Raw genomic sequence first — 25,470 nt, 5'->3', positions numbered from 1 at the left:
ACTTCCGGCAATGTCCTCTAATTAAAGAGTAATGCTACGGCAGAACTTCTGGGCAACTTGTTCATAATCAACTCTCTGAACTCCGTATCTTTTTCTAAAGTCTCCGGGTCAGTAGGAACCACGTCAATCTCAACAGAGATCAGCGTTTTTTTGAAGAATGCCTTCAACTTCAGCAAGTCTTTACGTTCATCTTTAGTCATCAGGTTGAGAGAAAGAGGGTGTACGTGATTATCAAAAAAGCCTCTACGTTTCCGTAAAGGCTTCAATATATACATAAAATTGTCAATCAACCAAATCAACCAACGCTTCCTTCTAAACTAATAGCCAGCAGTTTTTGTGCTTCCACAGCAAATTCCATAGGCAATTGATTTAGTACCTCTTTGGCATAGCCGTTGATAATAAGGGCTATAGCCTGCTCGGTTGGGATGCCGCGCTGATTGCAGTAAAACAACTGATCTTCACCGATTTTTGAGGTGGTGGCCTCGTGTTCAACCGTAGCCGAAGGATTACTCACTTCCAGATACGGGAAGGTGTGTGCGCCACATTTATCGCCCAGCAAGAGCGAGTCACACTGCGAGTGATTACGGGCATTTTCGGCGCGTTTCATTATCTGAACCAAACCCCGGTAAGAGTTCTGGCTCTTGCCCGCCGAAATACCTTTCGAGACAATCCGGCTCTTGGTATTTTTGCCGATATGAATCATCTTGGTGCCTGTATCGGCCTGCTGCATATTATTGGTGACAGCTACCGAGTAAAATTCACCAACCGAGTTATCTCCTTTCAGGATAACTGACGGATACTTCCATGTAATAGCTGAACCTGTTTCAACCTGCGTCCACGATATTTTGGCGTTCGGCCCGTCGCAGATGCCGCGTTTAGTGACAAAATTGTAAATTCCGCCTTTGCCCTCTTTGTCGCCGGGGTACCAGTTTTGCACCGTCGAATACTTGATCTCAGCGTTACCCATGGCAATCAGTTCAACCACAGCCGCATGAAGTTGATTTTCATCACGCATGGGAGCCGTACAACCTTCCAAGTAACTTACGTACGACCCTTCGTCGGCAATAATAAGCGTCCGCTCAAATTGACCTGTTCCGGCTGCGTTGATGCGGAAATAGGTCGATAGCTCCATTGGACAGCGAACGCCTTTTGGAATATAGCAGAACGAACCGTCGGTAAATACAGCCGCGTTCAGAGCCGAAAAATAGTTGTCTTTTGCTGGCACAACCGAACCCATATATTTCTTCACCAATTCCGGGTGCTCATGGACGGCTTCCGAAATAGAACAGAAAATAATGCCGCGTTCAGCAAGATCTTTTTTGAAGGTAGTCGCTACCGAAACAGAATCCATTACAGCATCGACGGCTACCCGTGGGCGTTCTCCCTGTGGGGAATCCAGCGATCCGTCGCTCCGTCCGGTCGCATCGACTACGCCCGTCAGTCGTTTTTGTTCGTTCAACGAGATACCAAGCCGATTAAATGTGTCAATCAGTTCGGGGTCGATTTCGTCGAGTGAGTTAACGGTTTTCTTTTGTTTTGGGGCTGAGTAATACTTAATAGCTTGATAGTCTATTTTGGGATAGCTAACATTCGGCCATTTAGGTTCAGTCATTTCCTGCCACATCCGAAACGCCTTCAGACGGTTTTCAAGCATCCAGTCGGGTTCATTTTTCTTGGCAGAAATGAAACGAATCGTGCTTTCATCAAGGCCCACAGGAGCCTCATCGGCTTCGATTAACGTCTCGAAACCATATTTATATTCAGCGTTAGTTATACTTTCTAAAATATCCGCGTCCTTGCTCATAGTCTCGGTTAATTGCCTGGTTTTTGCACCGCTGCAACATATTTTTAACAATCTGCCAGGTGGGTACGTTCCGGGCAGGCTGGACAAATATCGGAAACTTTACGTTATTTCGGGCATTCAGCACCTATAGTCTATCTGCTTATGGCTACACCCCGGCGACGCATCAATATTGAACTGCTTCTTGGTATTTCGGCCACCTTCTTAAGCTTGGCCGCGCTAGTGGTATCTATCTTCCAGACGAAGATTGCCCGCGAACAACAGGAGGCTTCAGTGTGGCCAAGAATTGCAACTAGTGATAACGTTCTCGATTTAAACTTTTCTTTTTCGATAGGTAATCAGGGCATAGGGCCAGCCATAATAAAGTCTATTAGTATATTTTACCGGGGGAAAAAGTACGAGACCCTTTCTTTAGTACTATTTCAGCAAGCTGGCCATTTGAATGGTGGGTATGTTTATAGTGATCCTGAACCGGAAACAGTGCTAAAAGCAGGTGATGAACTTGATTTATTTAAATTAAGTCGGGATGATGAGCCGCTTAGTTATAAACTGAAAAATGTTGTAAATGACAGTTCATTCCATTTTCGGGTTCGTTACGCAGATGTATATGGCAACTGCTGGCAACTTGACCGAGGTAAGACAAGGTCGTTGGGTAAATGCTCAGATTAACAAAGAAAGCAGGCCACTACTCAGAAAGTAATGGCCTGCTTTACATGTAAAAAATCAGTTATAGTATAGTCTTCGTCGTCACCTTAATGCTGCTGTAATATAGGGTTGTTAAGCCTTCAAAGCCCGAATCTGTACCGACAATAAGCCAGAGTTCACCCTGTGCATTGGTCTTAGCCGTGAAGGGTTTATCAGCGTTGGAACGCGTAATAAGTTTGTATGCTGTGGCGTCGTCACCCACGCCAATGTTTCCCAGCAAAATGGCCGCCGTACCTTCGTTGTTCTGTGCACCCTTGTCAACATTGAGCGAATAAAAGTCGTCTTTCAATTCTTTGACAGGCTCAATAGATGATGCACCTGCTTTTAGAAAAACGCTGCCTCCCGGTGAGCCACCGATACCAATCGAATTAGTTGCATACTTGGAGGCTAATTCGATCTCAAAAAGCAGCGAATAGTCTTTGTTAGGCTGAAGACCTGTCACTTTCTTTTTAAGAAACATGAACGCATCGTCGCTGCGGTTCATACTCTCAAGCATTAATGACTTACGGGTTGTATCTAATGGAGTCGGTAAGCCCTTATAAGCCGATTTAAACTCCATAATGTCTTTTTGATCAACACTATAATCGGTAATCTCCGCTACCCACCCATCATTGTCGCGTTGAAAAGAAGATTGATAGGGGAAACCTGACGGCAGTACATTATTGTCCTGATGGCAAGCGGTAAATGTGAGTAAGCTACCCGTTAGAGCAGAAACTAGAAACAACGTTGATTTCATTAGTAACTCGGTTTGTTTGCTTTACAGACTCCCACGCGTTGCTAACCGTTGTAAGGCTACATCAAACATTATCTCGAACGGCTCCGTCCCGATGAATCCAGACCGCGTAAAGCCAGATAAAAGGCTATAACATAGATCATTTGCGAACCGGCACCCGACCAATCTTCTTTAAGAGTTGTGCCAAATAATAAAGCACCAATGGTAATTCCCCCAGCGAAGTAGCCCCATTTAATTAATTGTCCCCCCAAAAGAATCAAGATACCAATGGCTAATTCAGCAAAAGGAAGTGTGTATAAAAACCCTTTCGTTAATAAAGTTGGCAGGATAGTACTGGCAAATCCCGCTTCCGTTTTATCAACGAATGCGGTGAGTTTAGGAAGGCGGACAAGGCCATGCATAAGCATGTTAATGCCCAAGCCGATTCGTATGACGAGCTGAGCTAACTGGGTGTTAGTCATTGTTTTCTTTTACATCGCCATCTTCCACATCTTCCTCCGTCAGCAAATCCTCACTAACGCCATTAGCATCCGTATCGGAATCATTGACTTCGGCTTTTTCGGGTTCAGGCCCCTGGTTAACGATTGGATTCATGTACTCGGCCTGTGCGACGCCACCTCCAGCGGCTTCACCTTGCGCCATTAATTGAACAACGCCCTGATTATCATCGTCGGCTGGATTGTAATTTGTAGTCTCGTTGGGGTTCATACTGCTAATAAATGAAAGTTAATAAATAAACCTCACAGACCTAAACGCTATCAGATCGGGTTACGTGGCCATCTCAGGCGTAGTTATTGTCCTGATTATGATCGTGTTCACCAGTTGGGACACTATATTCATCGTCCAAATCGCCCTTATTAACCTCTTCGTCATCCTCATCTTTCGTCGTAAATGGTCCACTCTGATTTAGGATGTTATTGGGGTCAATACGGCCAATTTGTGAACTGAGTATTAAGTTGTGATTAAGATAACGCGGTAGAATAGATAAAGGTTAGACTTATTTGGTTGACTAAAGCTTCACTATTGATTGGAATACTCCATGAAACCTTTTTTTTTACTTGCCAGCTTATTGCTTTCCTGTCTCGTTCGTGCCCAAACAACCCCTGAGACACTTTTTACGTCCTTCGATGGTACGAAAATTCATTACGATGTTTTGGGCGAGGGTAAACCCGTTGTCTTATTACACGGATTTATTTCAAATAGCGAAAGTTGGAAACGAACACCTGTCCGGCAGGCATTAGCCGATGCCGGTTTTAAAGTTGTAATGCTCGATTTGCGGGGTAACGGCCAGTCTGACAAGCCTCACACCGCCGAAGCCTACCGCGATAATGCCGAACTTAAAGATGTGATGGCTTTGATGAAACACCTCGGCCTGACGAATTACGACGTGGTCGGTTATTCGCGTGGGGCTATCCTAACGGCTAAACTGCTGACAATGGATAAGCAGGTGCATCGAGCGGTTATGGGCGGCATCAGCGTTGATTTTTCGGATCCCAACTGGTTTCGGCGTAAGAATTTCCATGAAGCCTTGACCAAACCCGGCAGCCATCCTGAGTTGCAGAGCGCCATTGACTATGCCAAAAAATCGGGTGCAGATACGGTCGTATTGGCTCGTTTGCAGGAGTTTCAGCCGGTAACGAGTCGTGCTGAATTAGGGAAAATTAAGATTCCGGTACTCGTCGTCAATGGTGATAAAGACAAGGATAACGGCGATCCACAAACCTTGGTCGATGCCATTCCCGGTTCTCATTTAGTCATCGTGCCGGGCGACCATGGCGGGGCCATGCGCACACCGGAATTTGCAAAAGCAGTGGTATCGTTTTTAACGAAGTGACAAAATAGCCAATTAAATTACAAGTCTTCGATGCCTAACAAGTCGTTGGGATTGGGGCAAATGGCAAGAAACCTAGCCCGGTCGGTTAGTGAGCAAACGCCGGGGAAGTCACCTCTCAAGCCGAGCATATCGGTCATGAGCTGAAAATGCAGATGCGGAGGCCAGTCGCCATTTTCGGGGTAAGGGCCGATCTCCGCAAGTTTCTCGCCCGCTTTAAATGCTTTGTCTACAAACAACCCATCCAGCGATGAACGCGTGAGGTGGCCATATAATGAGTAGAGTGGCTGATTGGTAGTTGCGTGTTCCAAAATAATCGTTGGTCCATAATCACCGAAGTGAGCGTTATCCTGAAAGCTGTGCACGATGCCATCTAAGGGGGCGAAAACAGGCGTTCCGACTTCGGCCCAGAAATCAATGCCGAGGTGAATTTCGCGTGGTTCTTCTGATCCTCCCTTGTGCGTATTGGTAAAATGTTCGCTTCGACGGTAAATAACCCGATGTTCGTTATAGCCGCCTACGCCAACCTTTGCGCCCGCTGCCTGCATTTTTCCAAATACATACGCTGAAAAAGTAGCCGTATTGGTCAGGTCAAGTGTGGTGAGGTCAGGGTTAGTAGCCGAGAAGTCAAGGATGAGATATGGGTCTTGCTGGAAATCGAAGGGGAGTAGCATGGGTAAATACAATCTATAAGTAGGCGTTTTTGGGACCCAAGCTAAACATAAGAAACTTTGCCTTAAAATATGTTAAGACTTGATTAGATTGAGTGGGTTGGAAGGTATAACACCGTTTCTACGTAAACTGATATGTTAAGCCCATGAAACGTACTATTACTCTTTTCGGTCTATGTATTAGCGTGAGTCTGCTGCTACAAACCTGTAATACCCGAACTGTAACCGTTGTTCAGACAGGGTTTTGGACTGTCAAGTCCGAATTTGAAGGTGTGTCCCGCAATTCTGCCATTTCCTTTACAACTGGCAATGTAGCCTATATGGGCACGGGAGTGGATAATTCCGGTCAATCTCTCATCGATTTCTGGAAATACGACCCTTCTACTAATTCTTGGAGTCAAAGGGCAAATTTTCCGGCTAAAGCCCGTAGTGAAGCGGTTGCGTTTTCGGTTGGCACAAAAGGGTACATTGGCACGGGTAAGGATGGTTCTTCCGGCAACCTGCTTCGAGACTTCTATGCATATGACCCGATCACAAATACCTGGAAGCGCATCGCCGATTTTGGTGGTTCGGCCCGGCGGTCGGCGGTGGCGTTTGCCATTGGTGCAAAGAGCTTCGTTAGTACAGGTTTTGACGGAAATGAACAGCGTGATTTGTGGCAATATGACCCGGCCACGGATACTTGGACACGCAAAGCCGATTTTGGTGGAAGTGCACGGATTGGAGCGGCTACGTTCGTTATTAATAATCTTGCTTATGTTGGAACAGGAAGCACACAGGCTGTCAATCAAAACGATTTCTGGCAATATGATTCGGCAAAAGACTTATGGATACAACGCCAAAATGTTGCCAATACATCTATCCAAAGAGCATACGGGGTAGGTTTTGCCATCATTAATACAGGCTATTTGGTAACGGGTTCGGCTGACAATGCACTTTGGGCATATGACCCTGGTAGCGACTCCTGGACGAGAAAACCATCTTTTGGAGGAGTAGCTCGGACGAGGGCTATTGGGTTTTCTGTTGGGGCGAAAGGCTATGTTACTACGGGTATGAATGGTACAAAATCGCTAGATGACTTGTGGGAATTTGAGCCAAACCTCTAACCGGTAAGTCTTGCCGGATTCAGCCATTAAGGGTATATTTACAACTATTTTTCGTTACAAAAGCTCTATATTCTTCGGCAAACTGATTTTTTAACCCAACTACATGGAAGTTACTATTGATAAGCCCGTCAGCACGGCTACCCTTTTTGGTCACCCGATGGGCCTTTTCGTTCTGTTTTTCACGGAGATGTGGGAGCGGTTCAGCTATTACGGAATGCGGGCTATTCTGCTGCTGTTTCTGATCGATAATGTTCGGGGTGGTATGGGACTAAATGAAGCTGAAGGAGCTGCCATTTATGGAATATATACTGCATCTGTTTACCTGCTTTCACTGCCCGGCGGCTGGATAGCTGATAACATCCTTGGGCAACGTAAGTCCATTTTATACGGTGGGTTGGTTATCATGCTCGGCCACATCATCCTAGCTATTCCATCTGGTCCGGGGTTATTTTATGCAGGTCTCTGCACAGTAGCTATGGGCACGGGGATGCTCAAACCAAATATCAGCAGCGTTGTTGGTGAGCTGTATCCCGAAGGCGGTGCGCGTAAAGATGCCGCTTTCTCAATCTTTTACATGGGTATCAACCTCGGTTCACTGCTCGGTATTTCGATTGTCGGGTATCTGGGACAGCGAGTTGGCTGGCACTACGGTTTTGGTGCGGCTGCCATAGCGATGGCCTTGGGCATAGTCACATTTCAAATGTTCGGGCAGCGATTCCTCGGTGAGCATGGTAACTATATTGCCCAGCCGAAAATAGAAGAGGGGAAATCCTCAAATGGCAATCGCTCACTGTTGGCATTTTTAGCCATTTTAGTCGTGGTGCTGACGACTCTCCAATTGACTGGTATTTTAGACATGACCACCGCGTTGGGGCTGGCCCAGGCGATGGGAACCATTATTTCGTTGATCGCTTTGGGTTACTTCGCGTACCTCCTGGTAGCGGGTGGTCTGGATGCTGTCGAGAAAAAGCGGGTGGTCGTGTTATTCGTATTCTTCCTGGCATCAGCATTGTTTTGGGCCGGAAATGAGCAACAAGGTTCATCGCTACAAATTTTCGCCGATCGCTTCACCGATCTCAATGTGTTTGGCTGGCAGATGCCATCGAGCTGGTTTCAAAACCTTAATCCCGCCTTTGTTCTCAGTCTTTCGCCTGTTCTGGCCATGCTCTGGATTTTTCTGGCGAACCGAAAGATTAATTTTTCGGTGCCCGCTAAATTCGCAACGAGCCTGATTTTGCTCGGTCTGGCTTATGTCATCATGGTATTTGCTTCCAAATTGGCTTTAACGGGCACGCGCACATCGCCTATATATCTGTCGTCTGCATACTTGTTTTTTACCCTCGGCGAGTTGTTTCTGAGCCCGGTGGGATTGAGTGCGTTCTCCAAACTGGCACCCAAGCGTTATACCAGTCAGTTGATGGGTATCTGGTTCGTTGGCACGTCGCTGGGGAATCTCATTGCTGGCTTGTTTGCGGGAGGTTTCGATGAGAAAAACGTTCGGCAAATGCCTACCATGTTTCAGGGCGTTGCCATTTTTGCTCTGGTATCTGGCTTCATACTGCTATTCTTCGCTAAGCCATTGCAGAAATGGATGGGAGGAATTAAATAGGCTTGACCTGTGTAAGCGAAGCGAGTTATTTTACCCTCTACATAACAGTTTTTTATGCGTTTATTTACCCGCCTGCTTTTTTTGCTTTGTAGCCCTTGCCGGTAAGCCACACCATCACTTTGTCGCGGTGGTCGCCCTGAACCAGAATTTCGTTGTCTTTACTTGAGCCGCCTGCCCCACAGGCGGCTTTTAGCTGTTTGCCCAGATCAGCTAAGTCGGCATCGGTACCAACAAAGTCACGCACGGTCGTCACTACTTTATTGCCTCCCATCTTGACTAGCCAGATTTTGAGATTCTGTTGGGCTGGGGGCAACGTTTCAGCTTCGGGCTGCTCGTTGGACTCGTATTGGAAATCCGGATCAGTAGAATATAGAATGCCGGTGACGTTTCGGTTTTTCTTGCTCATAGGGCAAAAATACCGAAAACGCTGCATTGCTCACAACTCTAATAATTGTCGGACGGCATCGCCATACGTGCCGCCGGAGGTAAGTTTCGTTCCTTTTTTGTCGCTCATTGCCAGCATGAATTTTCCGTCGAAGTGGCGATGAATTTCGGAAATTTTATGTCGGTTAATCATGACCGATCGGCTGATACGTACGAATGTATCGGGCAGTTTTTCGTTAAGTGTTGTTAACGTATAGGTTGTCAGAAATTTCTGCCCGTCCATCGTAGCCACGAACACATATTTGTCTTCAGCTTCAAAATACGCAATGTCGGAGAGGGGGACCAACTTGATCTTTTCGCCTGTTTTTACCGAAATAGAATAGATTTCTTTCTTCGGCTGCATCTGCGTCAGCAACCTCATAACACTCTCCGACATAGGGTTCATTACTGGCTGATTCACATCTGCCCGTTCCACCAGTGTCCTGATTTTTTGTACCGTTCGGGTCAGACGGTCGGCTTCAATAGGTTTCAGTAAGTAATCAATAGAGTTCTCTTCAAAGGCGCGAATGGCATATTGATCGAAAGCGGTTGCAAACACAACCATCGGCATAGTTGTCAGGCGAGCCAGCATCTCGAAACCGTTTAACAAGGGCATTTCAATATCTAAAAAAATCAAGTCAGGCTGTAGGCTTTCGATGAGCGTTAGTCCCTGCGCTCCATTGGCCGCATCACCTATGATCTCGATATTATCACGATGTTTATCTAACAAACGACGCAACCGACTGACTGCCAGTGATTCATCATCAATCAATATAGTTCTTAGCGGAAGTGTCATCGCTCGTTTTGATTAAGAATCGCGTATTACAACGTCGTGGATACTCCGAATTTTAGTCATCAGAATAGAGATTAATACCTGTTTGAGAGGCCAGTTCTGGAGTTCGACGCGCGCATCATCGCCGTAAAGTAATTTCAGTTTGTCCTGAATACTCCGTAGCCCATAACCAGCGCCCATATCGTCGGGAAAAGCCGGACCATTGTCGTGAACACAAAGGTGTAACTCCCCATTTTTGTCATAGATGCGAACGTCGATGCGACCCAAATCAGCGCGTTTGGCAATACCGTGTTTAATGGCATTTTCAACGATGGGCTGCAACAGAAACTGGGGTAAACGTAGCTCATTCAGGATTGGGTCAGAAACTTCAACCGTAAATGTAAGGCGGTTGCTGAAGCGTACTTGCTCCACTTGCAGATAGGTTCGAACCATTTCCAGTTCGTCGGCTAGTGTGGCAAATAATTCGCCATCTCGCCCAGTCGAATAGCGGAAGAGTTTTGAGAGCAAAAGCGTCATTTCTTCGGCTTTGTCAGGGTTTTCATGCACTAAACTGGCAATGCTGTTAAGGGCGTTATAGAGAAAATGCGGGTTGATTTTAGCTTGTAAAGCATCTAACTCGGCGCGAGTTTTCAACTTCTCCATGTTGAGCAATTGGAATTCCTGCTCGGAAAGCTTTTGAGTTAACTGCCGCCCTTGTTGAAGGACGTATAGAAAAAAATTGGCAATTAAGAGATCGCCCAACAGGAATATATACCAGTCTGCCGTTTTCTCAATTCCACCCGGTCGTTTCATCAATTCATCAATGAAAGGTTTTCCTAACAGCGTATAAAGGCCAGCATTGACAATAAAAAAACTACCCATAACCGCCAGACTGACAACTACATGCCGTTGCCAGATAAGTTGAAACTGGCGGGAAAGCCACCCCGATAAAGCCCATGTCAATAAAAAGACAACGGCTCCATCAGTCACATTTTGCACAATCAGGAATCGGTATAAACCAGCCATAAGCGGGTCTGTAGCTATCCAAATCAGGTGCGTAAAATAGATAATGGCATTACAGCCGTATGTCAACAGCGCACCGAGTAAAGCACCAATGAGGGTACCCCAGCCCGATTTTTGCAGGATAGTTGTTAGAGTTATGGTTTCTGGCCGGGCTTCTGTAGGGGGCCGATATTTGCTGCGTCCGGCAAAATTGAATCTAGCGCCTTCCACATTGGCTCCGCTCAGATCGACATCTTCCAAGGCGCAGAAGCTCAGGTTAGCTTCATACAAATCGGCGTCGGAAAAAGTGGCTCCTTCAAGGTTTGAAAAACTCAGATCAGCCCCGCGGAGAATAGCTCCGTGAAAATTAGCCTTCTCAAGATTCGAAAATCGGAAATCAGCCTGCGTCAGATCAAGGCCACTGAAATCAAAATTAGCCAGGTCTGAGGCCATCATATTGAGACGTCGGCCATTTTTGCCAATCGTTCCGATGAGTTGTTCGCGGGTCATAAGAAATAGTGCATTACTTTGTCAGTATGACAAAAACTCATCTCGGCGATTTCGCTACTAGTGGTTCAAGTTGCTTCTGACCCCAAATAAGCCATAGTCGCTGACTGCTTTAAAAGTAGCAAATTTTTCAACGGCCTGCTTCAATGCTGAGCAAGGTGTGCTGGCCCGTTATCAAACTGCTCTGATGGGATTAGCCAAAACTACTGCGCTCAATGACCAACTGCCTATTTTTTCCGACGAATACCGGTAAGTATGGTATGAAATAGAGAAGGAGAGGGATAAATTTGGGGTAACATTTGGATTCATACGTTGTTAGTGATGTAATTGCCCTTATGCTTCCTTTGACTTTGACTATCACGTTTTGACTACTACGTTGATTACGTTTCCGCTTTCTGTCGGCCAACTGCGTCCCTGGCGTGAGGGCGATGAGGAGTCGTTGGTTCGCCATGCCAGCAACCGGCATATCTGGAACAACGTCCGCGACTTTTTTCCATATCCCTACACGCCACGTGATGCCCATTCGTGGGTGCGCTCCAATAAATCGTATCAGCAGCCTAACAACCTCGCTGTTGAGATAGATGGACAAGCCGTGGGTAACATTGGCTTCACGATTAAAGACGATATTTACCGGTATAATGCCGAAATTGGCTACTGGCTTAGTGAAGGTTATTGGGGACGTGGCATCATGACCGAGTCCTTACCAATTATGACGAACTACGTTTTTCGTAATTTTCAGGTTAATCGCATTTTTGCCTGCGTTCTTGAAGGTAACATTGGTTCGATGCAGGTGCTTAAATCAGCCGGATACCAACATGAGGCTATTCACCGAAAAGCTGCGGTTAAAAATAACCAGTATTTAGACGAGCATATTTTTGCCATACTCCGGTCAGAGCACCAAGAGCTAAAGCAGTCAGTCAATGGCTATTAGTTGCCAGATTTGGCGATATCGTTAACCGACTGAGGCTTGTCGGCAGGAAAAGTACGTGACTATACATAATTTTTGTGTTTATTTTGTTCAAATCATCACCGCTTCGGCGGACCAATTTTTCATGCCGAAGATAGTTATCGCCATTGACGGGTATTCCAGTTGCGGAAAAAGCACAACTGCCAAGGCTGTAGCTGCCCGGATGGGCTATGGATATATTGATACGGGCGCGATGTACCGAGCTGTCAGCCTTTTTTTTGTTCGGGAACGGGTTTCACTTTTCAACAATAAAGAAATTACCGCTGCGCTCGACGAAATCCATATTACATTCAACCACAATAACCGCACAGACAGGAACGAAACTTACCTAAACGGTCTAAACGTGGAGGAAGAGATTCGTAAAATGTACATTTCTAATATCGTCAGCGAAGTAAGTGCTATTCCTGAAGTACGCTGGTCACTGGTAGCACAGCAGCAGAAAATGGGTCGCCGACGGGGTGTTGTAATGGATGGCCGCGATATAGGCACGAAAGTATTTCCCGACGCTGAAGTAAAGGTATTTATGACGGCTGATACCTATACCCGTGCCCGTCGCCGACAGCAGGAGTTGCTTGCAAAGGGTGAATTGGTTAATCTGGAGGACATTATTAAGAACCTCGAAAAGCGCGACTTTATCGATACCACCCGCGCCGAAAGCCCACTTGTGCGGGCACCCGACGCTACCCTGCTGGATACATCGCACATGACTATTGAGGAGCAGGTGGATTGGGTAATCGAGCAGTCAGACCGTCGACTGTCGGAGTTGCACCGTGAGAATCGTTCTCATGGTAAGAAATAATTGATGAAGTAATGAGTTGCAGACGTGTACTGATGTTAGCAAAAGACAGCACTCACTTGCCTTGTTTCATCGACTTCACCAAATCGTATGACCGTTGATTTTCTGATTATAGGCCAAGGTATAGCGGGGTCAGTGCTGGCCTGGACACTCGACCAGCGGGGCTGCTCAGTGCTATTGGCCGACGATCCTGCGCTCCCTTCGGCCTCAGCAGTGGCGGCTGGCATCGTTAATCCCTTAACAGGTCGTAAACTTGTTCGCACCTGGAAAGCCGATGAATTATTCCCATTCCTGCACCAATTTTATAGCGACATTGAGCAACAACTGAGAGTTCAGTTTTTCCATCCTAAAAATATCTACCGCCCATTCAGGTCTACCGGCGAGCAAGCAGACTATCTGGCGCTGACAACTGATCCTGATGTTCAACAATATGTATCAAACTCTGTTGACAATCAGGCGTATAGTCCCTATATAAATAATGCATTCGGTGGCTTAGAGGTAACCCAATCTGGGTGGGTGGATCTAACTGAGTTTGTTCGGATTATCAAAGGCTATTTTGTCAGGAAAAATCAATATTTTGAAGGGCGGGTAGAATTAAATGATCTGAAAGTTACTGATTATACTGTCGAGTGGAAAGACATTAAAATTCATAAAGTTATATTTTGTGATGGCGTTCTGGCGCGTGAAAATCCACTATTCAACTGGCTTCCTTACAACCCTGTAAAAGGACAGATTCTGACCGCCACTGTCGAGAATTATCCTGTCTCAACGATTGTTAATCAGGGACTTTTCATTTTGCCCGTTCGAAAAGGCTTGATCCGAATTGGTGCAACCTATAGCTGGCATGATTTAGATTGGCAAACGACCGACGATGGCCGAGCGTATCTGGAAACTAAATTGGCTGGTATTCTGAAAGTTCCCTATGAGGTTGTTGCACAACAGGCAGGAATTCGGCCATCAACCAAAGACCGACGACCGTTTATCGGGTTGCATCCTACTCAACCAATGATGGGCATCTTTGGTGGAATGGGGACCAAGGGCGTATCGCTGGCGCCATATCTTGCAGAACAGTTTGCCCGCCATCTTTTGGACGGTGAAGATTTGGAGTCAGAAGCGAATATTAGCCGGTGCGCTTCGTTATATCATGGCAGTTGATTAGTTTTCCGATAGTGGTTCTTTGTTAGATCAGCAAGGCCAGCCTACATGAATGTCTTTTACCGTAAACGTTGACCTGAAAAATCCTCAGTCAGCGCTTCTTATACCCGTTATGCGAAATCAATACATACTGATGTTGGGCTTGTGGCTGAGCGGATTGAGCGTGGCTACAGCACAAAACTATCCGTCGTTGGAGCGATTTGGAAAAAATCGCATTCAGTACCGCAGCTTTGAGTGGAAAATTATCCGAACATCTAATTTTGAGATATATTATTATCAGGATGGCAGCCAGATCGCTAACCTGACAGCGCAGTATGCCGAATCGGAGTTTGACCGAATTACGGAACTGCTGGGATATACACCCTACAATCGTGTCAAAATTTTCCTGTTTAACTCACCGGAAGAACTGGCTCAGAGCAACATTGGACTTACGGCTCAGGGCGGCTTGACCAGTCGGGAACAAAACCTATCCAAATCCCGCGTCGAACTGGCTTTTACGGGCGATCAAATTAGCTTTCGGCAGCAGATTGTCCGCGACATAGCTATGCTGTTCGTGTACGATATGCTGTATGGAGGGAGTCTTAAAGATGCACTTCAAAGCTCCCTTTTATTGACCCTGCCCGATTGGTTTATGCCCGGTATTGCAGCCTATATTGCTCAGGGAAACAGCTTGGAACTGGACGATTATATGCGTGATATTTCGCTAAATCGTCCCGTCAAAAAACCTTCTTTGTTAGTTGGTGCCGATGCCGAGCGGGTTGGACATTCAATCTGGAACTACATCGTTCAACGGTATGGACGCGATAACGTGTCAAATATTCTAAACCTGACGCGCATTATTCGTAATGAGCAGAGCAGCATTTCCAGTACATTGGGAGTGCCCTATAATCGGTTCTTGCGCGAATGGCGGGAGTATTACGCCGGTATGGCAAACAGCGTGGTGCAGTCGTACCGTGCTAGTACGGACGATTTTAAAATTAAAGTAGGCTCAGCCGACGACAAGACTCTACTGATTAACTTGAAATTAAGCCCTGATAAACAATTTATTGCCTATTCAATTCAGCGCGATGGTAAATTTAGCGTTGAAGTAGTAAACACCACAAATCGAAAAAAGAACACTATTCTGTCCGGGGGGTATCGACTTGACGGGCAAACAACGCAGACGAGTACTCCCTTGCTGGCCTGGCAGCGTGACAATAATCTGCTTGTTATTACCGACGAACTGGGTAAAACAAATCTGTACCAATTCGGCAACTTTGACAAACGACCTAAACGACAATTTAAGCGGCAGGTAAACGGATTATCGCAGGTTGTCTGGATGGATGCTTCCGAGGATGGCGGAAGCCTGATCATGAGTGCCGACCGTAAAGGGCAGAACGATTTGTTTTTGTATAGTATCAACCGGGGTTCTTATCAGCAATTGACCAACGACCTGTACGATGACTTATACCCGGCGTTTGTTGGCCGTACGGCTCAGCAAATAGTGTTTAGCTCCAACCGGAAAGATGATACACTGGGTGTTGACAAAGGTTCGTACAGAACAATTAACGATCGCTTAAGTCTGTTTTCGCATGAGGGCAGTGCCCGCGATTTATCGCTCGTTCGCCTGACCGATTCACTTTCTCAGGCAACGCAGCCTATTCCTGCCAGCGAAGCAACCGTTTATTTTCTGAATGATGCAGGTGGTATTCGTAACTTATATCGACTTGAAACCGAAACGAAGGCAGTCAGTCAAGTGACTGCTTTCCCTGAAAGTATTCGGCTGTATGACCTCAAACCTGCAAATGGCGGGTTCGTTTACAGCAGCCTGAAAAATGGTGATGAATATATTGGTTTCCGTTCGCAACTACCTCTAAACCAAACGGTTCAGGCACCACCCACTCAGCGAAGCAGTGCGGTGAATCGGTCAAACGTGTCGAGTACGACTCGTGTTGGACAGGCTAAAAATGATACGACCGTACAGCCAAGTCGAGCTACTGCCGACTCAAGCACGGCGGCCCGCACCGCTGGTGCACAACCTCCGCTGACAAACAAGTTGGCTTTAGAGCCGGGTGAAGTTGATACCGATAATTACCAGTTCGACCCGGAAGCAATAAAGGCTGCTGAAAATCGTCAGCGTCGTTCGATAGCGGGTGTTTCGCCTGGTCTGACAACCCCTCTGCCACGCAATCGACGCCGGGAAAATATCACGATTCGTGGCCCATTTGATTATAAAGGTACATTTGGGATTAATGAAGCACCGTCTAGCTTTCGCGTTGACCCGATTAAGGGATTTGGGTATGCTCAGGAAGTTACACTAACCGATTTACTGGAGAATCATGTGCTTCGTGCTGGTGGATTCGTAAGTCTGACGAATACGTTGAGAAACAGTGATTTGTTTGCAGAATACACAAACCTCACCCATCGGATTGATTACGGTGCCCGTGTTGATCGGCAAACTCTTTTCGTTGATGGGGCGGGCATACTTCAAAAGTATCGGTACAACCGGGTTGCTGTATCGGCGTCATACCCAATTTCGGTCAATAGCCGCTTTACAGTGTCACCCTTTTATGCTATTACCCGGCTGATTGATTTGTCTTCGTTTGCTGAACCAGATCATGTTTCTGACTATGCCGGGTTACGGGGTGAATTTGTATTCGATAACACAAAAGTGAACGGGATGAATATGATAGTCGGCACAAAACTAAAACTTCGGTTTGAGGAATACGCTGGCTTGCGGAGTTCATCGGATGGGTTCCGGCGCTTGTCGCTCGATTTACGTCACTATCAGCGTATCCATCGCGATTTAATTCTGGCTACCCGCTTTTCGTTCAGTCAATCTGGTGGTGCTTCACCCAAGCAAAGTACGTTAGGTGGTATGGAAAACTGGATTGGCGGTCAGAAAGAGCCTATCCCATCTAATCCATTGCTGGTTCCGAATACTACGCGAAATGAAGTCCCGTATGATTACCGCAATGTCTTCTTCCTTGATTTTGCCTCTCCTCTACGGGGCTTCAATCAGGGAAAATTAACGGGCAACAGCTATATGCTGTTCAACGCCGAACTCCGTTTGCCCCTGGTTCGGTATTTATATCGAGGTAACATAACCTCTAACTTTTTGCGTAACTTACAATTAGTTGCTTTCACGGATATTGGAACCGCCTGGACGGGGAGCGGACCATTTAGCAAGCAAAATAGCTTGAATACGGAAATCGTTGGTGGAGGGAGTATACCCTTCCGGGCTACAGTGACCAACTTTAAAAACCCATTCCTGATTGGTTATGGAGCTGGTATAAGAACGATGATTTTTGGCTACTTTGTTAAGTTCGACTACGGATGGGGTATTGAAGATCGCACTGTCAGCAAGCCAATTCCCTACCTGACGCTTGGCTACGATTTTTAAACTGAAGCAAATTTTCTACTAGCCACTCTGAAAGGGGTGGCTATTTTTTTGCCCATACACTAACGAAATAATAGCCCTTTATACCCTGCCTTGCCCATATTTTATAAAAACACCCTGTGGATAGAATACTGATTATTTCTTCACAACAGTAATAAATTAATTATTGCTAAATTTAAAATTATATTAACTATAAGTAACTATCAGGCATATGAATGCAAAATAGTTGGCATAGTTTTAGCTAATCACTTATTGCTGCCTTGATTAGATGTTAGCTGTATTCGAGTAACATTAAAAATAGAATAAATGCCAATGTGTAATAAAACGGTGGTGTGCTCACGGCGACTTGAAAACAGGATATTAGAACTGATAACAAGAAAGGTTGTAACTAACAGTATAGTTTGGCATAGTTTTAGTTAGTTTTTAAAAAGGCAGCTAGATTAATTCGATTTTAGACTGGCAAAAGGTGACTTATCATTAATTGGCTGGTCTGAATAACTTATAGCGCTCATTTTGCAAATAGTGAATCGTTCCAAATTACGTTGCGGATGGAAGCAGTATCTACACTCTTTACCTATCGTACTGAACTTGTGGCTAGCTGCACACCTATTGCAGAACACCACGCATTAGCCGGTCAACGAAAACAGATAACTAGCTTCACTGGACGATTAGTAAGATACATATCAAAACCGCTTCACAAGAAGGTTCTGCCAAATCAGAATACGCTCTTTCTGCAGAAAAGCTGTTCGTCGTTGATCTCTTTAACAGGTTGCTCTGTAGACACCTGAAGGACTGCTAAGAATTTCCTCAGAAAACCACCAGTATAAAGGATTCGAGTTTAGTCAGTTTTGAACCCATAGTTCATAAAAAGCTTCTAATTGTTTTGCACAACATCTAATGAATGAACAACTTATACTAGAAAAGTCTCTTCACGAATATTCCTGCCAAACAGTATCAGATACGGGTAGACTGACTACGCCTATTCGAAAGCAAGTTTGGGTCGCGTTGACCTTGTTGCTGCTATGGTTGGTCAGTTCTCCCGTTCAGGCTCAGACACCATCAACCATAAATTTAAGTCTTCATGAGGCAATCAGCAGTCAGGTACCAGCTATTGGCGATGTTGTCTCGTACACGATTGTCGTAGCAAATTCTCCTGGCTCTACTACAGCTACTACTATATCCATAAAAGACGAACTGCCGGCTGGGGGCGTGATTTACATACCTGGATCTGCCAGTATAGTGCGGGGAAACGGTACGTACACATCCGCTATTTCGACTTCTGCTATTACAGGTGTATGGAACATAACCTCTATTGCTCCCGGCGACTCGGCTGTATTAGTGTTAAGTGCAACCGTAAATCAACGAGGTGTTTGGTTTAATACGGCTGAGGTTGTATCGGCTGACCAGACAGATTCTAATTCGATACCAAATAATCAGAGTCTGGTCGAGGACGATTATACGACCGTCTGTTTTTCCGTTCCTATTCTTTGGTACGTTGGCGACGAGTATACCGTAACAATTCCATCAGGCTATGATCAGGTCGTTTGGTATCGGGGAGATACGCCAATCAGTTCATCGGCTGTATCGACCTCACTAGCCGAAGTCAACAGTGATTTCTCGTTAACCATCAAAAGTCCAGGCGTGTATCGATTTGTAAGTTACCGCACTGGATGTCCAGCCACAAACTGCTGTAATATCGAGGTCAAGCAGGGTCCTTATGGTAGTTTAGGCGACTACGTATTTATTGATATTAACAAAAATGGCGCTCAGGACACGGGAGAAGCAGGAATAGATGGTGTAAACGTATATTTATATAATCAGACTGGTGCCACAAAATTGGACTCAGCCGTTACCGCAGGTGGCGGCAAATACCTCTTTGATAGCCTTACAGATGGTAGCTATGTTGTCCAGTTTATTTCGCCGACGGGTTATCAATCTACCACCGCGAATGCAGCAGGTGTAGCAGACAATGCAGATAGCGATGCTGGGGTGAAAGGATTTACCAGTGCGTATACAATTGATACGAGCCAGCTCGAAACGAGTACCGCTCGTACGAATCTTACTGTTGACGCGGGCTTCTACCTCACATGTCCAACCGATTTTAGTTTGGTCGTGTCGAGTGATCAAACGATTTGTACCAATGACTCAATTAAGCTAACAGCTTCGACACCTATTGCGGGGGCTAAGGTTCGCTGGTATCTGACTCAATATGAGGGGACTCCCTTTGCTACACTTGATAGCGATGCAAAGGTTGTTGTTAAGCCAGCTACGACGACAACTTATTATGTTGAAGTTACAACAACGGATGGCTGTAAGAGTGTTCGCAAGCCTGTTGTTATAACGGTTGTGACCGTGTCGGCACCCGTTATTATAGCTAGTACGAAAAATGCCTGTCCTGCAACAACAGTCGATCTGACCAAGCTTGAGATTGAGAATGCCGTTACTGGTTTGACTTACGAATGGTACACAAGTATAGATCGTTCAGATGTGACGCGGGTAACCAATCTGACGGCGGTGGGTGCCGGTAAATTCTATTTGTTCGCTAGATCGGGAAATTGTTATAGTAGCCCGGCAGTACTGACCTCTGAAATTGTTGATTGCAACTGTCAGAATCCGGCTAGCGTAACGGCTAACCCCGGTTTGACTATTTGCGTTGGTGATGCAATTCCCCTGGAAGCGGTAATCTCCGGCTCAGCAACGAGCGTACACTGGTCGACCGGGACAGATGGTATATTTAGTGCACCCGGTAGTCTAACAACGACCTATACACCATCAACCGCCGATATTGCTGCTGGTAGCGTGCTGCTTACTGTAACAACGAACGATCCGGATGGACTCTGCCCGGCCGCAACCTACGCGCTACTTGCTAAAATTAACAAACAGCCGGATGCACCGACAAATTTAGCCGGTGACGATACGCTGGTTTGCCAGGGTCGCAGTACAAAGCTGGTTGGCTTTTCACCCACAGCAGATACCAAAATTAACTGGTATGATCAGGATGGCAACTTGGTTGGTACGACTCTAAGCGGAGATAAATTAGTTGTAACGCCTTCGAAGGTAGGTGCCATTATTTACACGGCTGAATCCTTTACCGATGCCGGTTGCGTAAGTACTCGCTCGTCACTAACCCTTACCGTTGGTAAGTGCCTGAATAATCTGGCTGATCTAGCTGTGGTGAAGCAACTATTAACACCAGGACCCTATAGTGTAGGGCAGACAATTACCTATGCCATCACGGTAACGAACAAGGGTCCGGTAACGGCCTCTAATGTGAACGTAAGCGAGGTACTGCCAGCAACACTGACGTATGTAAGTTCGACACCGGCAGATCAGTATAGCCCAACAACAAGTGTCTGGGCAATCGGACTGCTGAATGTTGGCTCGTCCCGCAACTTGCTGGTTGAAACCGTTATCAAGGTTGCTGGTTCAATTAAGAATACCGCGATTGTAAATAGCCCAGATAACGACCCGACTTATTCACAAAACGATACCTCCTCGGTTATCATCCCAATTAATGGCTGCGGTAGTCAACCACCAACAATTCTCTGTACCATCACCGAGATATGCAAAGGCGGAACAACTACCTTAAGTGCGACGGGTTGTGAAAGTGGTACGGTGATCTGGTCGAATGGTAAATCCGGGCTAATAATTTTTGCCACGCCAAGTATAACCACAACGTATACTGCAAGTTGCGTAGTTGGGCAATGTACCAGTGGCTCATCCAACTCGATCACCGTTACTGTCCTTGATCCGAAAGCGCCAACCATTACAGCCAGTGCAGACAACGTGTGTCCCGGTACGCCCCTTACCCTAACAGCCTCGGGCTGTTCAGGTGGCGTAATTGAATGGTCGGAAAAGGCCCAGACGGGCACGTCGATTGTAGTGACCCCTTACGATAAAACTACTTACACGGCTCAGTGCCGAATGGGTAACTGTCTAAGCAGCCCGGCCCAGAAAACGATCAACATCACAACGGACATTCCCGCACCAACGATTGTATGTAGCACGACTACGGTTTGTCCAGGGGAAACCGTGAAGCTGACGGTAGTAGGCTGTGTAGGTACGCCGGTCTGGAATAGCACCACGGCCACGACCACCAGTATAATTGTCACGCCAACCTTGGGCAACAATAGCTACACGGTCTACTGTAAGAGTGATGCCTGTGTAAGCAAGTCATCGACTGTCTATACCATCAACATTGTGGCACCGGTTATTCCGACTATAACGGTCAGTGCCGATACGGTTTGCGTGAAAGGTAGTGTTGTCTTAACCGCAGCGGACTGTAACGGAACTGTTGTCTGGAACGTAGCCGGACAAACCGGGCCGAGTATCACCGTATATCCGACGGCAAGCATCAGCTACTTCGCTCAGTGTAAATACCGAACCTGTCTGAGTGCGCCATCGAATACGGTCGTTATTACAGTCGTCAGTTCGGCGGCTCCGATTATCTCCGTCAGCAGTACTAGTATCTGTAGCGGTCAGAAAGTTACCCTGACGGCCAGTGGCTGTGCGGGTACGGTTCAATGGCATGGTATTGATCGAGTAGGGGCCAGTATAGACATCTACCCGACCGCCACCACTGAATTCTACGCCACCTGCCAGCAGGGCTCCTGTCAAAGTGAGCCTTCGAACAAGATTCGTGTAGTGGTGAGTACGTCTACCGGTAAGGCTCCAGTCGTTATTGCATCTTCACTAGCTATCTGTAATAGTGGCTTGGTCTCGTTGACAGCTACGGGCTGTGAGGGCGGAACGGTCAAATGGTCGGATGGCCAGTCAGGAGCCTTGGTTTCGGTCAGCCCGACACCCACCAACCACTCATTCTATGCATTGTGTCAATCAGCTGGCAGTACCCAATGCGGTACGGCTCAGTCAAATGTTATCACTATCGATGTAACAAAAACACCAACACCAACTATTGTACGCTGCCTGTGTAGTGCCGATACGGTTTGCCCCGGTGAGCCAGTCAGGTTTACGGTCAAGGACTGCTCAGGTACGCCCTACTGGAGTACCGGCGAGAGTACCACCAGTATTATCGTATCGCCCACCGTAACAACAGGCTACAGTGTCTACTGCCAAAATGGTGTCTGCAAGAGCGTAAGCACTGAGCCATACACCATCACAGTGATTCCGGTAGGCATACCTACTCTGATTGCATCAGCCACTAGCGTGGCCCCCGGCGGCACGGTGACGCTGACGGCTTCGGGCTGCAACGGCACAGTGAGCTGGTCGGCCAATGATATCAACGGCAATAACCAGGGCGCTTCCCTGGTTATGCGGCCCGTGGGCACCCAGACTTACTACGCCCAGTGCCGTTTCCGGGAATGTCTAAGCGATCCTTCCCTGACGATCACCATTAACCCCGGCGATTGCTCGGCCAAAGCGGGCACATTGGCGGCCATCAACGGCACGGTGTGCGGTAGCTCAAGCACTACAGTGACGGTCGCGGCTACGCTGAATGGTGGATTGGTACAACCAACTGGCTATTCTATCTTGTATGTGTTAACAAAAGGTGTTGAAAAGGTTGTTCAGCAAACCAACACAAAGCCCCAATTCAACGTATCATCTAAGGGAGGGGATTACACCATTCATACGCTGGTCTACGCGGCTAACCCGTCTGATAAGAACTACCTGAATCTGGCAGCGGTGAAACTGAATAGTACAACGGCTACTGACATACAGCTACTGATCGGTACCAAATGCGCTGATCTTGATACCACAGGAGCAAAAGTGACGGTGTGTGCCGACACAACGACGCGGCATGCCAGCCGGATTGGTCTGGCTAAATCGGTGCTGGGGCAGCCGCAGGCGGTGAGCGATTCCCTGATCAAGGTTTCGTACCGCTTTGTGGTGACTAATTTCGGCGACGACACGCTGCGCCATGTGCAGGTGGGGGATGATCTGGCTTATGCGTTCGTACCAAACCGTGTACAATCTGCCGTTGTCACTGCCAATAATAGTTCGCTGAAAATTAACCCAGCGTTCACGGGTATAAATGGCTCTACTCAGTTACTGGATACGACGAGTTATCTGCTGCCGGGGGTGTCCCAGACATTTACTTTGGCCGTGACGGTCAACCGGACAGTGGGAGATACGACCAAATCGTTTAACAACATCGCTACTGCCTCGGCCCAGACCAGTCTGACAACAGTCTCTGATCTATCTACCAGCGGGGGAGATCCCGATCCGGACAATGATGGAAATCCGACTAACAATATGGGCTTCACCCGCTTTACCCTGGGCGTCGGTTCGCCAACGGGTCCCAGCCTGGGGCTGGCTCTGGCGGTAGTCAAGGTCAAACAACAGCCGGACAGTTCGTATAATGTTACTTACAAAGCGACGATTGGAAACTTTGGAGATGTTGCTTTGAAAGGTGTAGTCCTGACTAATAACTTACTTCAGGTTTTCAGTTCACCTGCTTCCTATAGTGTAGTAGGTAAACCTGTGGTGGGTATTGGGAGCAGTTTAGTGGTCAACGCCGGTTTTGATGGGGCTACCCAACCGAATCTGTTGACCAACGCCAGCCAACTGGCCGTTGGGGCGCAGGATACGGTGCTGATCACGATTAACATCAAGCCCAACGGCAACCCCGGACCCTTCTACTCAAGCGCCACCGTGGTCGGCTTTACCCCCGATTTAAGTCAGACTGTTGAAGATATCTCGAATAACGGATTTGACCCAGCACCAGCTGGATCGGTAGCTACGACAGTTCGCTTCGATCTGCCCAGCGGCTTGATGGGAGTGGCCAAATCGGTGGGCACGCCGACGCTGGTGAGCCTGGGTGTCTATGACATCCCCTACACCATCACCCTGCGCAACATGGGGATACTACCCCTCAAGCGGGTGCAGGTGGTGGATAACCTGGCCGAGACCTTTGGCCACGGGGCGCTCATTGTGAGTAACCGCATTCGGGTGACCAGCACGGGCAGTGTGCGCGTCGATTCGCTTTATACGGGTCAGGGACTATTGACTCATCTGCTGGTGGACTCCTTGAGCAGTCTGGCGGTAGGGGCCACCAGTCAGCTTCACTTCACGGTTCGGGTGGATGTAAGCCATGCCGACTCGCTGACGTTCTTCAACACCGCCCAGGCCACGGCCCTGTCGCCTAAAGGTGAAATTGTGGAAGATATATCAATGGCGGGGATCAATAATGATCCGGACAATGACTTGGATCCTCGTAACAACAGCCAGCCTACCCCCGTCGCCCTCAATGGACTGGCCACCTCCTCCTTCCTGGGACTGGCCATGAGCGTGGCCGATACGGCCCGCCAGACCGATGGCAGCTTTAACGTCACTTACCAGATCGTGCTGACTAACTACGGACCTCAGGCCCTCACCCGAGTCAGCCTGAGCGACACCCTGGCCCGAGTCTTTAGCCGCCAGACGGGCGCCACCTACTCCATCGTGCGAGCCCCCTTTACCAGCTCCAGTGGCAGTGCCCTGAAACTCAACCCCGCCTTCAACGGGGGAACGGATCCCGTGCTGGTTCTGGGCGAGACGAGTAGCTCCCTGGCTGCGGGTAAGACCGATACGCTGCGGCTGGTGATCAATGTGGCCACCGATGGGCACACGACCACCTTCCTCAACTCGGCCTACGGCCAGGCCCTGGCCCCGTCAGGCCCCGTCAGCGATGTGTCCACCAGCGGGCTGAATCCCGACCTGAATGGCAACGGCAACCCCACCGATTCGAACGAGGGGGAAGCGACGGTGCTGAATCTGCCCGCCATCTATCAGACGCTGTTCATTCCCGAAGGCTTCTCGCCCAACGGCGACGGGGTCAACGATCAGTTCGTCATTCGGGGAACCGCCGGCCTAACCATCAGCGTGGAGATCTACAACCGGTGGGGGAGCCTGGTTTATAAAAATGACGATTACCACAATGATTGGGACAGTCGGCCCAACACGGGCTTGTCCCTGAGCTCAGATGGAGCGGGCGTGCCCGATGGTACCTATTATTACGTGATTCATACCAGCGACGGGCGTCAGTTTGTTCGCTACCTGACCATTAACCGCTAA

18 protein-coding genes are annotated in these 25,470 nt (G+C 47.5%); 9 read left to right on the top strand and 9 right to left on the bottom strand.

Going from position 1 to position 25,470, the window contains the following annotated elements; translation table 11 throughout:
• Positions 1–17 precede the first annotated feature (17 nt).
• Complete coding sequence (locus tag ACFS25_RS24315; RefSeq protein ID WP_381506208.1) at positions 18–200, bottom strand: hypothetical protein; 183 nt, start codon at positions 198–200, stop codon at positions 18–20.
• Positions 201–295: 95 nt separating this feature from the next.
• Positions 296–1,804, bottom strand: a complete 1,509-nt coding sequence (gene sufB / locus ACFS25_RS24310) for a Fe-S cluster assembly protein SufB (protein ID WP_381506205.1) — start codon at positions 1,802–1,804, stop codon at positions 296–298.
• A gap of 141 nt (positions 1,805–1,945) precedes the next feature.
• Between sufB and ACFS25_RS24305 the strand changes: the two genes are divergently transcribed.
• Positions 1,946–2,470, top strand: coding sequence for a hypothetical protein (locus ACFS25_RS24305; protein ID WP_381506202.1), 525 nt, complete (start codon positions 1,946–1,948; stop codon positions 2,468–2,470).
• A 58-nt stretch (positions 2,471–2,528) separates the two neighbouring features.
• Here the strand turns inward: ACFS25_RS24305 and ACFS25_RS24300 are convergent, their stop codons facing one another.
• From ACFS25_RS24300 to ACFS25_RS24290, 3 genes are all read right to left on the bottom strand, one after another.
• Positions 2,529–3,242: a hypothetical protein gene (locus ACFS25_RS24300; RefSeq protein WP_381506200.1), complete on the bottom strand. Its 714-nt coding sequence runs from the start codon at positions 3,240–3,242 to the stop codon at positions 2,529–2,531.
• 68 nt (positions 3,243–3,310) lie between these two features.
• Positions 3,311–3,700, bottom strand: coding sequence for a DoxX family protein (locus ACFS25_RS24295; RefSeq protein WP_381506198.1), 390 nt, complete (start codon positions 3,698–3,700; stop codon positions 3,311–3,313).
• Positions 3,693–3,947, bottom strand: a complete 255-nt coding sequence (locus tag ACFS25_RS24290) for a hypothetical protein (protein WP_381506195.1) — start codon at positions 3,945–3,947, stop codon at positions 3,693–3,695. The genes ACFS25_RS24295 and ACFS25_RS24290 overlap by 8 nt, the downstream gene beginning before the upstream one ends.
• A gap of 331 nt (positions 3,948–4,278) precedes the next feature.
• Between ACFS25_RS24290 and ACFS25_RS24285 the strand changes: the two genes are divergently transcribed.
• Positions 4,279–5,073 carry an alpha/beta fold hydrolase gene (locus ACFS25_RS24285; protein ID WP_381506192.1) on the top strand — a complete coding sequence of 265 codons (795 nt, stop codon included), beginning with the start codon at positions 4,279–4,281 and terminating at the stop codon, positions 5,071–5,073.
• 17 nt (positions 5,074–5,090) lie between these two features.
• Here ACFS25_RS24285 and ACFS25_RS24280 read toward each other — a convergent pair whose 3' ends face one another.
• Positions 5,091–5,744, bottom strand: coding sequence for a peptidoglycan DD-metalloendopeptidase family protein (locus ACFS25_RS24280; RefSeq protein WP_381506189.1), 654 nt, complete (start codon positions 5,742–5,744; stop codon positions 5,091–5,093).
• 143 nt (positions 5,745–5,887) lie between these two features.
• Between ACFS25_RS24280 and ACFS25_RS24275 the strand changes: the two genes are divergently transcribed.
• Together ACFS25_RS24275 and ACFS25_RS24270 are read left to right on the top strand one after the other, a co-directional pair.
• On the top strand, positions 5,888–6,847 hold the full coding sequence (locus tag ACFS25_RS24275) for a Kelch repeat-containing protein (RefSeq protein WP_381506186.1): 960 nt from the start codon (positions 5,888–5,890) through the stop codon (positions 6,845–6,847).
• 103 nt (positions 6,848–6,950) lie between these two features.
• Positions 6,951–8,456 (top strand): peptide MFS transporter, encoded by a 1,506-nt coding sequence (locus ACFS25_RS24270; protein WP_381506183.1) that lies wholly within the window; start codon positions 6,951–6,953, stop codon positions 8,454–8,456.
• A gap of 64 nt (positions 8,457–8,520) precedes the next feature.
• Here the strand turns inward: ACFS25_RS24270 and ACFS25_RS24265 are convergent, their stop codons facing one another.
• Genes ACFS25_RS24265 through ACFS25_RS24255 form a run of 3 tightly spaced genes read right to left on the bottom strand, consistent with a single transcriptional unit; the run spans position 8,521 to position 11,163 of the window.
• Entirely contained in the window at positions 8,521–8,862 is a 342-nt protein-coding gene (locus ACFS25_RS24265) for a translation initiation factor (RefSeq protein WP_381506180.1), read from the bottom strand.
• 30 nt (positions 8,863–8,892) lie between these two features.
• Positions 8,893–9,675: a LytR/AlgR family response regulator transcription factor gene (locus ACFS25_RS24260; RefSeq protein ID WP_381506177.1), complete on the bottom strand. Its 783-nt coding sequence runs from the start codon at positions 9,673–9,675 to the stop codon at positions 8,893–8,895.
• A 12-nt stretch (positions 9,676–9,687) separates the two neighbouring features.
• Positions 9,688–11,163 (bottom strand): histidine kinase, encoded by a 1,476-nt coding sequence (locus ACFS25_RS24255; RefSeq protein ID WP_381506174.1) that lies wholly within the window; start codon positions 11,161–11,163, stop codon positions 9,688–9,690.
• Between the two features lie 361 nt (positions 11,164–11,524).
• Between ACFS25_RS24255 and ACFS25_RS24250 the strand changes: the two genes are divergently transcribed.
• The 5 genes from ACFS25_RS24250 to ACFS25_RS24230 all read left to right on the top strand — a co-directional run bounded on the left by ACFS25_RS24250 (position 11,525) and on the right by ACFS25_RS24230 (position 25,470).
• The gene (locus ACFS25_RS24250) at positions 11,525–12,091 is read left to right on the top strand and encodes a GNAT family N-acetyltransferase (protein ID WP_381506171.1); all 567 of its coding nucleotides are present in this window, start codon (positions 11,525–11,527) and stop codon (positions 12,089–12,091) included.
• A 121-nt stretch (positions 12,092–12,212) separates the two neighbouring features.
• Positions 12,213–12,926, top strand: coding sequence for a (d)CMP kinase (gene cmk / locus ACFS25_RS24245; RefSeq protein ID WP_381506168.1), 714 nt, complete (start codon positions 12,213–12,215; stop codon positions 12,924–12,926).
• An 87-nt stretch (positions 12,927–13,013) separates the two neighbouring features.
• Positions 13,014–14,078: an NAD(P)/FAD-dependent oxidoreductase gene (locus ACFS25_RS24240; RefSeq protein ID WP_381506165.1), complete on the top strand. Its 1,065-nt coding sequence runs from the start codon at positions 13,014–13,016 to the stop codon at positions 14,076–14,078.
• Positions 14,079–14,190: 112 nt separating this feature from the next.
• Entirely contained in the window at positions 14,191–17,460 is a 3,270-nt protein-coding gene (locus tag ACFS25_RS24235) for a hypothetical protein (protein ID WP_381507075.1), read from the top strand.
• 894 nt (positions 17,461–18,354) lie between these two features.
• Entirely contained in the window at positions 18,355–25,470 is a 7,116-nt protein-coding gene (locus ACFS25_RS24230) for an Ig-like domain-containing protein (RefSeq protein WP_381506162.1), read from the top strand.

The organism is Spirosoma flavum (assembly GCF_042686045.1).
Lineage (GTDB): Bacteria > Bacteroidota > Bacteroidia > Cytophagales > Spirosomataceae > Spirosoma > Spirosoma flavum.
The sequence above is the reverse complement of the archived record's forward strand: the minus strand, read 5'-3'. Positions and strand labels throughout refer to the sequence as shown.